The sequence below is a fragment of the Winogradskyella sp. HaHa_3_26 genome, from assembly GCF_019278425.1.
Classification (GTDB): Bacteria; Bacteroidota; Bacteroidia; order Flavobacteriales; family Flavobacteriaceae; genus Winogradskyella; species Winogradskyella undariae.
On record NZ_CP058981.1, the window covers coordinates 162881 to 176839 of the forward strand.

Annotated in this window: 13 protein-coding genes; 8 read left to right on the forward strand and 5 right to left on the reverse strand. The window is 31.4% G+C overall.

What is annotated here, in order from left to right; all coding sequences use genetic code 11:
- The first annotated feature begins 40 nt into the window (after positions 1–40).
- The 6 genes from H0I32_RS00745 to H0I32_RS00770 all read left to right on the forward strand — a co-directional run bounded on the left by H0I32_RS00745 (position 41) and on the right by H0I32_RS00770 (position 5683).
- A complete protein-coding gene (locus H0I32_RS00745; protein WP_179313037.1) occupies positions 41–1213 on the forward strand; it encodes a TlpA family protein disulfide reductase in 1173 nt (390 codons plus the stop codon).
- A 377-nt stretch (positions 1214–1590) separates the two neighbouring features.
- Positions 1591–1923 carry a hypothetical protein gene (locus H0I32_RS00750; protein ID WP_179313036.1) on the forward strand — a complete coding sequence of 111 codons (333 nt, stop codon included), beginning with the start codon at positions 1591–1593 and terminating at the stop codon, positions 1921–1923.
- A gap of 223 nt (positions 1924–2146) precedes the next feature.
- Positions 2147–2581, forward strand: a complete 435-nt coding sequence (locus H0I32_RS00755) for a helix-turn-helix domain-containing protein (protein WP_173588735.1) — start codon at positions 2147–2149, stop codon at positions 2579–2581.
- Positions 2582–2785: 204 nt separating this feature from the next.
- Positions 2786–3931, forward strand: a complete 1146-nt coding sequence (locus H0I32_RS00760) for a DUF3095 family protein (protein WP_179313035.1) — start codon at positions 2786–2788, stop codon at positions 3929–3931.
- 130 nt (positions 3932–4061) lie between these two features.
- Positions 4062–4751 carry a hypothetical protein gene (locus H0I32_RS00765; RefSeq protein WP_173589124.1) on the forward strand — a complete coding sequence of 230 codons (690 nt, stop codon included), beginning with the start codon at positions 4062–4064 and terminating at the stop codon, positions 4749–4751.
- A gap of 332 nt (positions 4752–5083) precedes the next feature.
- Positions 5084–5683 carry a GNAT family N-acetyltransferase gene (locus H0I32_RS00770; RefSeq protein WP_179313034.1) on the forward strand — a complete coding sequence of 200 codons (600 nt, stop codon included), beginning with the start codon at positions 5084–5086 and terminating at the stop codon, positions 5681–5683.
- Positions 5684–5857: 174 nt separating this feature from the next.
- Here the strand turns inward: H0I32_RS00770 and H0I32_RS00775 are convergent, their stop codons facing one another.
- The 5 genes from H0I32_RS00775 to H0I32_RS00795 all read right to left on the reverse strand — a co-directional run bounded on the left by H0I32_RS00775 (position 5858) and on the right by H0I32_RS00795 (position 11777).
- Entirely contained in the window at positions 5858–7168 is a 1311-nt protein-coding gene (locus H0I32_RS00775) for a DUF1566 domain-containing protein (RefSeq protein WP_179313033.1), read from the reverse strand.
- Between the two features lie 26 nt (positions 7169–7194).
- Positions 7195–8415: an ABC transporter permease gene (locus H0I32_RS00780; protein WP_173589127.1), complete on the reverse strand. Its 1221-nt coding sequence runs from the start codon at positions 8413–8415 to the stop codon at positions 7195–7197.
- 2 nt (positions 8416–8417) lie between these two features.
- The gene (locus H0I32_RS00785) at positions 8418–9161 is read right to left on the reverse strand and encodes an ABC transporter ATP-binding protein (RefSeq protein WP_217363304.1); all 744 of its coding nucleotides are present in this window, start codon (positions 9159–9161) and stop codon (positions 8418–8420) included.
- 6 nt (positions 9162–9167) lie between these two features.
- Positions 9168–10370, reverse strand: coding sequence for an efflux RND transporter periplasmic adaptor subunit (locus tag H0I32_RS00790; protein WP_218841334.1), 1203 nt, complete (start codon positions 10368–10370; stop codon positions 9168–9170).
- Positions 10371–10445: 75 nt separating this feature from the next.
- A complete protein-coding gene (locus H0I32_RS00795) occupies positions 10446–11777 on the reverse strand; it encodes a TolC family protein (RefSeq protein ID WP_179313032.1) in 1332 nt (443 codons plus the stop codon).
- Between the two features lie 326 nt (positions 11778–12103).
- Between H0I32_RS00795 and meaB the strand changes: the two genes are divergently transcribed.
- Complete coding sequence (gene meaB, locus H0I32_RS00800; protein WP_179313031.1) at positions 12104–13114, forward strand: methylmalonyl Co-A mutase-associated GTPase MeaB; 1011 nt, start codon at positions 12104–12106, stop codon at positions 13112–13114.
- Positions 13115–13145: 31 nt separating this feature from the next.
- Positions 13146–13898: an acyl-[acyl-carrier-protein] thioesterase gene (locus H0I32_RS00805; protein WP_179313297.1), complete on the forward strand. Its 753-nt coding sequence runs from the start codon at positions 13146–13148 to the stop codon at positions 13896–13898.
- Positions 13899–13959 lie beyond the last annotated feature (61 nt).

Here is a 13959-nt window from a genome sequence, read left to right on the forward strand (position 1 = left end):
CTTATACAATCTCGTTATGTGTGATTAAAAAAAACAAACTATGAGAAAACTGATGTACATTCTGATATTATTGACTTTTGGTAATATTTATGCCCAATCCAATATAAAAGTCAACGGAAAAGCACCAAAAATAAATATAACTAATTGGATTGAGAATATTCCAAATGACAAAAATTTGAATGATAAGTACATAGTTCTCGAATTTTGGGCAACTTGGTGTGGACCATGTATAGCTGCGGTTCCCCATATGAATAAAATCCAAGAAGAGTTTAACCAAAAAGACCTTTATTACATTTCAATAACAGACGAATCAATTGCAAAAGTTGAAAGAAGCCTAAAGCGAATCGAATTTAAGTCAATCGTGGTTACGGATTTGACGAAAGAAACTCAAATTAATTTTGGAGATGGAATCAAAGGATTAGATGAATATCCTTTAACAGTTTTGATAGATAAAAGTGGTATTATAAAATGGATAGGAGAGCCAAAAAATCTAAATTCTGCGATTATGTCAAAATTCCTTTCCAACGGGAATACAGAAAATATAGATTTCGATTTAGAGAAAAATGTAAGTTTCAAAGAACAACAACAAACATTTGATTTTAAAGAATTGATGAGTAATAAAGAAGTCAAATATTATTTAGAACTTCAAGAAACAGAAAGTACAGAAATATCTAAACAAGCAATGGGAACAAGCATTATAAATTTAAAATCCTATAGACTGGAAGATATTTATAATGATATTCTAAATATTAAAAATGACCAATTAGAATTACCTGAAACAATAAAAAATACACGTTTCGACCTAATTTATAAGAATACTAAAGAACCTAAAAATCTAAATTTGTTAGAAAAGGACATTTTAAAAAAACTGAATTTAAAAAAGCAAACGGTCTTTAAGCCTACAAAGGTAAATGTCGTTTCAATTCAAGACCAATCGCTTTTAGAAGAAACTTTGGAAAAAAGATTTTCATCTAAATCTGACGCAGATGACAAAATAATATTTACTGCATATACCATAAATAATACACTTGTTGAATTATCAAATATTTCTTCTGTATCGTTTAAATTCAATGATAAAAATGAAACAAAGTATGATTTTATAATAGGCATTAAATCAAAAAATGACATTATCAGTAGTCTGAAATCTTACGGTTTAATAGTAGAAGAAAAAGATGTAAAAATTGAATATATAAAATTGATTAGCGAAAAATAACCACACATAACAAAGTCGTGTATAATTAATTGCTAGACTCTTGCCTACTTGCGAAAATTCTTTTAGGTTTTGTTCTGCTAAACCGGGTAAATAAACTTACACAAGCAAATTAGCCCCTACTCTATAAAATTAAAGACCTAAAAAAGCCTTTGGTCCTTTATAAAAGAGCGTATATTGTTATAGGAGCTTTAACTAGCTGCTCTTTAGAGGGTAATATGGCTTAAAAAAGTGTTGTTTGCCTTTGGGTATTGAGGGGTAATTGTTATTATTGTTATATAACGAGTTGCCACACATTTAAAAAACTAACTATGAAAATGAAATTTATATTTTTATTACTTATATCTATATCACTAAGTTGTAAAAGTGAAAAAAACGAAATGAAAAATCTATCAGAAGTTTTTAAACTAAATGAAAATCAAAATTTAATGAATGAGTTAAAAGCTGACAATGATAGTGTATCATTTGGTTGGACTTATGGTTATAATTTGACTGGAAATAAAAAAGAAATCAATATTAAATTATACAATAGTAAAAAGCTTAGCTCTACAGAACGAAAAGCAAAACTTAAAAATGATAGTGAAAAAATAAATACTAAACTTGAGCATAATTTGACAGATTTGTCATATTACGATAAATTGAATTATTATCTAATTTTTAATGGCGATAAAATAGATAGCCTTAGAATAAACATAAGTGACCTTAAAAAATAAAATCCGAATAATAAAAACAGTGTACGACACCGTGTATAATTAATTGCTAGGTTCTTCCCTACTTGCGAATATTCCTGCGGAATATTCACGGGTTCGTAAAATTTTGCTAAATTAGTTACTTAACCACGCCACTAACCATACACAAACACGTTGTGGAACATTAAATACTTGTACTTTCCTGAAATAGGTTGACTAAAAATTAAGCAATTAATTACTGTCACTTATGAAAACAAAAAATGAACACTGGCTAAAAAAAAGCTATCAAAAAGCAACTTTAGAAACCAAACTTTTAGTCGTTGACCAAATCTTAAATGGTCAGATTTCAAACAACCAAGCTTCTAAAAAATATGATATTCCTAGAACAACTATTTCCTATTGGTTAAGAAAATACAGTACATTAGTACAACAAAACATGGGTATGAGTAAAAACGATGAGATTAAAAAGCTAAAGGAGAAGATTGAAGAACTTGAGTTTCAAAAAGACTTCCAACAGGACATTATCGCTGATATGGAACTTATTACAGGTGTCGATATGTCAAAAAAGTCATTACCCAAAACATTAGCAAAAGAGATAGAGCAAAAGAAAAAACAGCGTATAAAAGAAAATGGCTCTATGGATGTTTTGGGATTTCTAAACAAGCCTTCTACAAAAGACTAAGAACGCAACAGAAAATTGCTAGGTCACTGCCGACTTACGAACATTACTGCAAAATATTCTATCTGTGATTTATTTGTTATATTTAGTATTCACAACATGTAAAAAATCATAGCTTGGTAATTAAAGATTCTTGAAAGAAACTTATAAAGTCTAAAGATTTTACTCTATTAAATGACTCAAAAACAGAATATTAAAAAAACTACTATGTTTTACACAAAGCTTGTAAATCATAAAGAGCCCATAAATAAATTACTTTCAAAAACAGACCTTTTTCAACAAGTCCCAGATGACTGGCACATCATAATAACAGATATCAAAGACTCTACCGCTAGTGTAAAAAAAGGATTATCTCAATTAGTAAACCTAATCGCTACAGGAAGTATTGTTGCAACTTTAAACATCGCAAAAAAGTACAAAATTGATATTCCCTTTTTTTTTGGTGGAGATGGAGCTACGATATTAGTTCCTGCTATTTTACTGCAAGAAACAATGGAAGCTTTGATTTTACATCAAGAAAACATTAAAAAAGAATTTGATATTAAACTAAGGGTAGGAAATGTTGAAGTAGCTGAAGTTTATAAAAACAACCAAGAATTAAAAATAATAAAGGCAAGCGTTAATGAATTGCTTACAATTCCGGTTGTTCTAGGAAATGGTTTACAATTTGCCGAAAAAGTAATAAAGTCTAGAGACATCGTTTTTGATTATACGGATAAAATAACGACTCATTTAGATTTAGAAGGTATGGAATGCAGATGGAATAATATTTCACCTCCAGAAAATTCAAAAGAAGTCGTTTCATTATTAATTAATACCCTAGAAGAATCAAAACAGGCTTCTGTATTTCAAAAAATCTTGGAAAAAACAGATAAAATATATGGCCCTTTAAACAAAAGAAACCCTATTTCTGTGCCTAAATTAAAGTTAAACTTCAGTTATCGAATGATAAAAACAGAACTGAAGGCTAGTAATCATAAATTTAACTTTATCAGCTTTTTTAAAATTTGGATCAATGGACTGATTGGCAAATACTTTTATTTACCTAATAATGAAGGTCAAAAATACTTAAAAGAATTAACGCAATTATCTGATATTCTTGTCATTGATGGAAGAATTAATATGGTGATTTCTGGTTCTGAAAAACAAAGAAAACTGTTATCTAAATATTTAGATCATTTAGAAGAAAGAGGACTAATTATTTATGGGATTTATGTTAGTGAAAACAGTATAATATCCTGCAACGTTAGAAATAGAAAAGCAGAACATATCCATTTTGTTGATGGCGGTAGTAGTGGTTACACTAGAGCTGCTATGGTATTAAAAGAAAAAATACGCAACAAAGCAATTTAGTTTAAAAAGGGCATAAAACGTGTCTAATTAGTTGCTTGGTTCTCGTCTCTTTACTAAAATATTGTTAGATTTTCTATTCGTGACTAATTTGCTAAATTAGATGCTTAAACAAGTAAAAAGAAACAATCACTTGAGAAAAACATTTTACATATTATTAATTTGTTCTTTAATACTTTTGTCTTGTAAGCAAAATAAAGGTTTAAAAGGAACTTGGATTTCTGCATATGAATTTAACTCAAAAGATACCTTAACAAATTTAGATGGGATTCGTTTTAATCAAGTAATCACTTTCGAAAAAGATTATTATACCTTAAAAGAGTTTAAGTTTATTTGGTATGAAGAAATAGCCCGAAATAAATACGAATTTAAAAATGGAAGATTAAAAACATATAGAAATTCTAGTGATTATGATAATTATTGGTCTGTAGGAAACCTAATTGATCCTTTAACAAAAGATAGTTTAGTATTAATAGATGAAATCGGTCTTATAAAAAAAAGAGTTTATAAAAAATTAAACGACTCTCTAAAAAACAAATCAAACCAAATACAACTAACCGGAAAATCATTTATTCGAGAATTTAACAAACAGATAGATACCCTAACGTTTGTTAACGATTCTGTTTTTATAAACACTACTTTTCTGGCTAAACAAACTAAAAATACGGACTTAAATTGGGAAAGGACTTCTCACTTCGGGTTTGATATCATTTTTATGGAATATACGCTTCCTTATATTATAAAAAGTAAAAAAGGTAATACGATATATTTAAGTGCTTTTGACAAAAGAAAAATCAACTTTACTTTGACTGAAATAGAATAAAAACATCTATTAGTACCCTCTAAAATATATAGCCAACTTCACTCCTACTGACTAAAATACCTGCAGACTTTATACTCTATATTAATTTTCTATCTTAGTCGCTTAACCACGTAACCAACCATATAATGATCATCTCCGTTCGTTCTTTACTTTATTTAAAAAGCTAAAGAATAGACAAAATACCTCACCTAATACAATTTAATATTTTGGTTGTATTATCGTTTTTAAATAATCGGAATCAAATCGGATTGAATTTTAACCACGCGATTCCTTTTTCATACCTTCGTACGCTAGTAAATAATCTTACACAAACAAGGCAATAAACTTCTAAAATGAAAATTAAAATTCTAAAATCAAGTATTCAGCTTGAAAACGACAGAGTATTACTTCTACCATTTGATAACAAAAGAAATGAAGAACTCAAAAATATAATCTTCGATAAAGAAATTTGGGAGTTTATGGGCATCAGCGTAAGCAACGAACAAGGTCTTAAAAACTATATTGCAAAAACAATTAAGGACAAAAACAACCGTTTAATTTATCCTTTTTTAGTTATCGATAAAGAGACTAATAAAGTCGCTGGTTGTACAAGATATAGTCATGTAGATTCTGCTAATAAAAAAGGAGAAATCGGTTGGACTTGGTACGGAACAGAATTTCAAGGCACAGGATTAAACAAAGCGTGTAAGTTTGAATTATTGCAATTTGGTTTTGAAACTATTGGTTTTAAACGAATACAATTTAGTGCAGATCAAGATAACTTAAAAGCTCAAAAAGCAATAGAAAATTTAGGTGCTAAAAAAGAAGGCGTTTTGAGAAACAACTATGTTGCTTCAAACGGAAAAAGTAAAAATGAGGTCTATTATAGTATCCTTAAGGACGAATGGAAATCATTAAAAGATGAAAATTTTTCAGAATTTATAAAATACTAAACCTTTATTTTTCAGATAAATTATAAGTAGCAATATACGAACTAAAATTGCGCATATAAGAAATGACTGCATTTCATGCCTAACCAAAAAAAGAATTACTTTAGAAATAATAAGTATTAAAAATCACTCAAATAAAAAGCCTCTATTGAGGCTTTTTATTATCTAAAATATAATTTAGTCTATATTTCTAACCAAGCGCACATAGTTATAATAACGCTCTCCGCCTTCACTTGCTGGTCCGTTTTCGTGTTTTGTATCAAATCGCACTGCTCCTGCTCCATGAAAATCTAAGCCTTCGTTGTTTACGGCTCGTCCAAAAGCCACATACCACGCATAATAATACGGTTTCCCTTTTTGGAATCTTGCAGAAGTACTAGACCAAAAATAAGGATAATCTAAATCGCTATTTTCATTTGTAATTTCTGATGTATTAAATATTGGATCTATGGCTGGACCTTCTTTTGAAGCATCTTGAGCTCCTGGTGCATAATCATAATTAACGATGCCTTGTAATTCTTTTATGTTTGGTAAACGCCAATCGCTATAATTTGCTAATTTAGAGTCTTCTGCATACATTAAGGCTTGTTTCCAATCTAAGCCTTTACGACTATCATTTTTAGACCACATTAAGCCCGTAGCTTTATCTGTAATGGTTTCATCTCCATTATCTTTAAAATTGTTAACAGCATAAGCATCACCTCGCACAGCACGAACATGTTTTAACATTGGGTTGCCTGTTGGTCGCTCTCCATTACCAGGAGGAGGAGGTCTATTTCCTTTTTCTTTATTTTCGCTATCTAAACCTTGTGGTTTTTGATCTCCAGGAGGTGGACCTTTGCGCTCTCCTCGATCTTTTGGTGCTTCACCAGGATAGGCTTTAATATGACCAGTGGCATGATTGACTCCAAATGCAGCTGTATATTGTCCTTCTTCGGTATGCCCAACATAGGTATTACTCACCCAATATTGTTCACTTTTATCGACATGTTCGTTATTTACAAGTGAAAAATAAGTTGTATCTAAATATGGCCAACCTTCACTAAAATCGCTAATAGCATATAATTCTTTAGCTGTTGGTAGCCTCCAATCATCATAGCCACCAAGCTCTAGGTTTTCGGTATAATCCTTAGCATCTTGCCAATTAAAACCTTCTGTCGTTGGTATTTCTTGCCATGATAATCCTGTGTTGAGATCTTTAATAGTACCATCTCCATTGTTAAGATATGCCATCTTCTTACCTTTTAAGTAATTGGCATCTTGACCGAATAATGAATCCGTTGGCTTTAAATCTGTAATTATATTTCCATCTTCATCATACAGAGATACTTGTCCTGTTGCTACCTGCACATAGCTCTTCTTGGCCATTTCAGTTTGTTGTGTGTTTTCAACTTGTGTTTTTGTTGTTTTATCACTTTTACAAGACATAGCAAATATTGCTAGAGATGAAAGTATTAAAACTTTAAAATTAAAGATTATTGATTTCATATGTTTTATTATTAATTTGAATTTAATTACTCGTAACGTAACGCTGTAATAGGATCTAAAGCAGAAGCTTTTCTTGCAGGATACCAACCAAAAAAGATACCTGTAATCGCACATACAGCAAAAGATATTATAATGGAATACAAAGCGACGCTGGTAGGCCAATTCAAAAACTTCTCTATGAAAACAGTTGCTCCAAGCCCTAGAATAACACCTAAAACTCCCCCTGTAATACTAATTAAAATAGCTTCAATTAAAAACTGCATTAAGATATCTGCACCTTTAGCACCAACAGCCATACGTAGTCCAATTTCCTTGGTTCTTTCTTTAACAGACACATACATAATGTTCATAATACCGATACCACCAATCAATAACGATATACTTGCAACTGCGACTAAAAGAATGGTTAACATCTCACTTGTTGAACTAAATGTAGAAATTAACTCTTCCATAGAACGTACACTAAAATCGTCATCTTCATTATCCATTAGTTTGTGTTGAGAGCGTAAAATTTCAGTCACTTGAGTTACAGCTTCTGGCGCATCATCTTCACTCACTGCTGAAGCCATGACTTGATTTAAATAATCAATGGCTAGAATACGTTTTTGAACTGTGGTGTATGGTGCTATAACCACATCATCCTGATCTTGACCAAAGGTGTTTTCTCCTTTTTCTTCTAAAACTCCAATAACCTTAAAAGGAATATTATCAAAACGAATCATTTGCCCTACGGGTTCTCTACCATCAGGAAACACATTATCTACAACAGTTTGCCCAATAAGAGCGACTTTAGAAGCCGATTGAACCTCAGCATCAGTAAACATACTTCCGCTTTGTAAATCCACAACTTTTATATTTAAATACTCTGGGTTAACACCATAAATAGTACTTGGCCAGTTATTAGAACCGTTAATTACTTGTCCGCCGCCATTTACAACAGGTGTAATGTAACTTAACATCGTAGCTTCTTCTTTTATAACATTATAATCATCAAGTGTTAGGGTTTGTACATCTCCTCCACTTCCTCTTGCAGGACCTCTATCATCAGCACCAGGTCTAATAGTTATCATATTAGAACCCATTGCAGAAATTGTTGTTCTTATACTTTCTTTAGAACCTTCTCCGATCGCTAACATAGCGATGACTGATGCCACACCAATGATGATACCTAACATAGTTAGCAATGTTCTTGTTTTATTAAGAATGATTGCCTTTGTAGCGATTTTGAATAAATTGAATAGTCTCATAATTAATCGTCTTGTTTAGGTAATTTAGCTAATTGGTCTGCTGCAGATTGAATATTATGATTTAAATAATCTTGCATAATATCTCCATCTTTTAACACAATTGTTCTATTACTAAATGTTGCAATATCTGGCTCGTGTGTTACAAACGTAATTGTAATTCCTTTTTTGTTTAACTCTTGAAACAAAGACATGATCTCGTAAGAGGTTCTTGTATCTAAATTTCCTGTAGCCTCATCTGCAAGAATCATTACAGGGTTGTTTACCAATGATCTGGCAATAGCAACACGCTGTTGTTGTCCTCCCGAAAGTTGCGAAGGTGTATGATGCAATCTATCACCTAAACCAACCATCTCTAAGGCTTTGACTGCGCGTTCCCTTCGCTCTTCAGAAGTTACTTTGCTATTATATAATAAGGGTAATTCTACATTTTCTATAGCCGATGTTCTTGCTAATAAATTATACGATTGAAAAATAAATCCAATCTTTTCGTTTCGTATGGTGGCCAATTCATTTCGACTTAAGTCTTTTACTTTTACACCATCAATTTCATAAAGACCTGAAGTTGGTTGATCTAAACAGCCTAAAATATTTAACATTGTACTTTTACCAGATCCACTAGATCCCATTATGGTCACAAACTCTCCTTCGTTAATGCTAAATGAAATTCCTCTTAGTGCGTGAACTGTTTCAGTTCCCATCGTAAATTGACGCTTTAAGTCTTCTATTTTAATTATTTCTTTACTCATGGCTCTTTACTTTTTCTTTTCTCCTGGACGTTGGGGCATAAATGGACTTTCGCTTGTACCAGCAGGATTAGCTTCTGATTTAGAAACCCCTTTTAAACTATATACTAATTTATCACCTTCATTAATTCCGCTTAAAATCTGAACGTTTACACCATCACTAGCACCTAGAGTCACTGTTTTTTCAGTAATACTTCTATCCTTGCCAAGTACCCAAAGTCTTTTACTATCTGCTGAAGCACTTGTTGTTCCGCTTTGTAAATTATGATGCGCATTATAAGTTGCTAGAGTTTCTGTTTCAGGTTTAAAATTGATAGCTTTAGCTTCAGCTGTTAACACATCATTTAATTCTAAAGTGAAAATTGAAATGGTAGCCGTTAATCCTGGTTTTAATTTTAAATCTTCATTATCAGCTTTAATAACTACCGTATAGGTGACGACGTTTGAAGTCACTGTAGGATCTAAACGTACTTGTGTTACTTCTCCATTAAACGTCTCACCGATGTAAGCATCTACAGTGAACTCTACACGTTGCCCTTCTTTTACACTTCCTATATCTGCTTCATCAACATCTGCTTCAACCTGCATTTGTTTTAAATCTTGAGCAATGGTGAATAAAGTTGGTGTACTATAACTTGCAGCCACAGTTTGTCCTTCGTCTATATCTCTAGATAATACAACACCATCTATTGGCGAATAAATATTTGCATAACCTAAGTTGGTTCTTGCAGATTGTAAATCTGATAAACGTTGTGTTACGGTTCCTTTTGCTGTTTGATAGCTATACTCTGCATCATCGAAATCAGATTTACTAACCACCTGATTGTTAAACAATGTTTTTTGTCTTTCGTAAATAGTTTGCGTGTAATTTCTTTGACTTACAGCATTATCATAAGACGCTTGTGCTTGTGTAAGTGATGCTTTTAGATTTGTTTTATCTAATTCTGCGATAAGTTGTCCTTCTTTAACTTCACTATTATAATCTACAAGTACCTTTTCTACCACACCAGAAACTTGTGTACCAACATCGACTTGATTAATAGGTTCAATCGTTCCAGTTGCTGTAACCATAGTGGTTACATTCGCTGTTTTAGCAACAACCGTTTTAGCTTCTATAATGATGGCATCTTCACCTTTAAAAAAGCTGAAAGCTGCAATAGCTAGCCCGACTAAGACAATGCTACCGATAATTATTTTCTTTTTATTTTTCATGATGGTTTTGTTTATCGTTTCTTATTAAATACTAACATTTCACATATAAAAATGTGCCGTATATACTTGTTTTGATTATAGTTTTATTTCGTTTCCTTGGTAATATTGTAAAAGTTGGTGATACAATACGTTTAAGTATTTTGATTGTAAATAGTTCTGTTGTGTGTTAGTATACGTATTTTGACTAATGACTAAATCAGTAGTACTCAAGGCTCCTAATTCATATTTTTTCTGTGCTAATTCATAAGATTGCTCTGCGGCATCTTTAGAAGCTGCTGCTGCAATAACTTGCTCTTGTGCAGATATTGCATTTTGATAAGCGGTCTCTACACGTTTGTAAAGATCTTTTTCTGTAGATTGTTTCTGAATTTGTGCTTTTTCAATATTAATCGTCGCTGTTTGCACTGCAGCTTTAGTTTGATTTCTGTTGAATATTGGAATACTCAATGACAAACCTAGTTGCTGATTAAAGTTAACATCAAATTGATCTGAAAATGTATTATCATTAATACTTGTGTAACCCGATCCTAAACTTCCAGATAATGTTAAAGTTGGCAAATACCCACCTTTAGCAATATCTAATTCTTTCTCTGTAGCTGCAATGCTAGCATCACTAGCTTTAATTTCAGGTAAAATACCTAAAGCCTTATTGTAAATATCAAGCTTATCTAATTCTAGATTTACCACATCCATATCTTCAGAAATACGCTCTATTTCTAAATCATCTGCAGGTGTTAATTCTAATAACTGTTTAAGAGTAATGATATATTGTTGGTAATCATTTTTAGCTGCAATAATGTTGTATCTGTTTGTTGCCGCTTGGCTTTGTGCTTCTGTATAATCGCTTAAAGCTATAGTTCCGGCATCTAAACGCGCTTTAGCTCTTGCAACCTCGTTTTCTGAGGCTTCTAGATTGTTTTCTGCAATTGTAATGCTTTCCTTACTGTAAAGCGTTTGTAAATAGGTTTCTAAAATATTTAGAATAATATTGTTTTTTTCTACATCTTCTTGAAGAATACTTTGATCTAACAATAATTTACTTTGCTTAATCTGGTTGGTAATTTGATTCCCTTGAAATAAAGTTACAGAACTATTGATGCCTACATTTGTACTGTGAATTTGATCCGTTACATAATCACTAGTAATAGGATCAATAGTATTTCCGCTAGAAAAACTTTGAGATGCACTTCCAAATAAATTAGGTAATCTAGAAGACTTTGTTGCGTTATAGTCAACCTCAGCAAGTTCTTTATTTAAATTCGCTTCTTTTACTGTAATATTATTCTCTATAGCATAAGATATACAGTCTTCTAACGACCATACTTTTTTTACAAAAGTCTCTGGTGTTTCTTGTGCAAAACTGAGCTTTGCCAGAAGTAAAACTAAGATGAGGATATATGATTTCATTTTATAGTGTTTTAATTGTACACATCAAAGATGAAATTATAAAGTCACTTCTAAAATCCTAATATAAGTTAGCATTAATCACCTATACAAATCACTATATTTTATCGATGAGATTTTTTAAATATGTAATTTCTCAACAGAATTTGAAGGATTATTTTAATATCTAATTTGAAAAAAATTAAGCGCAGATCTGTTAGAAAACAATACTTATTATGAAGTAAAAAAAGCATTTAAAAACACGGCTTATGTTATGCTGTTTTTTTCATTATCAGTATCTTTGTTAGAGCCCTAATTTTATCGAAACTCCTGATCTTTATATCACAAAAATGAAAAATTACAAACCAAAAAATAGATTAACAGCAAAAGCTTACATCGATGGTATTTTAGCTGAAGACCGCGTAATGTTATCTAGAGCCATTACCATTATTGAAAGTAATTTAGAAAGTGATAAAGCTTTAGCAAAAGAAATTGTTCAGTCCATATTACCAAATTCAGGAAAATCTATCCGTATTGGTATTACTGGTGTTCCTGGTGTTGGAAAAAGTACATTCATTGAGGCTTTTGGTTTATATCTTGTAAAACAAGGGCATAAAGTGGCCATTTTATCTATTGACCCAAGTAGCCAGCGAACAAAAGGTAGTATTCTTGGTGATAAAACACGTATGGAAGAATTATCTGTTTTAGAAGAAGCCTACATAAGACCCTCCTCTTCTGGAGATACATTAGGTGGTGTTGCTAATAAAACAGGGGAAACCATGTTGCTTTGCGAAGCTAATGGTTATGATGTTATTTTAATTGAAACTGTTGGTGTAGGACAATCTGAAACTGCAGTACATGGCATGACGGATTTCTTTTTACTCCTAATGCTTTCTGGTGCTGGAGATGAATTGCAAGGCATTAAAAAAGGGATTATGGAAATGGCTGATATGCTTGTTATTAATAAAGCTGATGGCGATAATATTACCAATAGTAAAATAGCAAAAAGACAATACCAAAACGCCTTACATATATTTCCGCTTTCAGAATCTGGTTGGAGTCCTGTTGTAAGTACAGCTTCCTCTACCAAAAATATTGGAATATCAAATGTTTGGGATCAAGTTCTAAAATATAAAGCACTAGTTGATGAGAATGGATATTTTATTAAAAATAGAAATCATCAACAAATTAAATGGATGTATAATAATATCAACGAAGAATTAAAACATATGTTTTATGGTTCTAAACATATAAAGAGTGAACTTTCTCAATTAGAAAAAGAGATCGTATCTTCTGAAATTTCACCCGTAAAAGCAGCACTTCAGATTATTGATAAATTTAAAAATTCATTTTTAGAATAAACCGTATTCAAATCTTCAAAAATTAGTGATGATGGCATCTAATAATTATTTTGATAAGCAGTTTGAATTACGCTATTTTGAGATGAATGAATTAGGCATCGCAACGCCTGCCATAATGTTAGCTTTACTTGAAGAAACCGCAGCAGAACATTGCTATTCTATAGATTATAGTTTATTTAAACTATTTGAAAAAAATATAGGATGGGTCTTATTTTCTGGTGTCTTAGAGATGGATCGTTATCCTAATTACAAAGAAAAAATAACGATTAGAACTTGGTTATCTAGCTACTCCACCATTAAAGGTTACAGAGAGAATCTAATTTTTGATGAACACGAAAACATCATTGGTCGTGCAAAAGGATTATGGGTGTTTTTTGATATTGAAAAAAGAAAACCCGTTCCTATTTTTGATGAAATTAAAGAAAAATGGTCTTGCTTTAATGAAAGTTCTATAACTACAAATATTAAGAGAAAAATAGAGGCTGTAGAAAATGCCGATTACTCAGGAAAATTTAAAGTTCATAGATTTGATACGGATATGAATAAGCATGTTAATAATATTAGGTATTTACAATGGGTTATAGAATCTATACCCGAAGCTATTGTAAACACACACTTTTTACATGTTATTAATGGTCGTTTTATTTCTGAAGCTCAGTTTGGTGATACCGTTATTTCATTAACAAAAGAACTTGATACCCCAAATAGTTTTCAACACACTATAAAAGTAAAAGGAAGTGATAAAGTTTGTGCTACAGCAACAACTTTATGGAAAAAGTATTAATCACACTAGCCTCTAAAATATAGAAAAGCCTAAACATCATTTATGTTTAGGCTTTTCTATT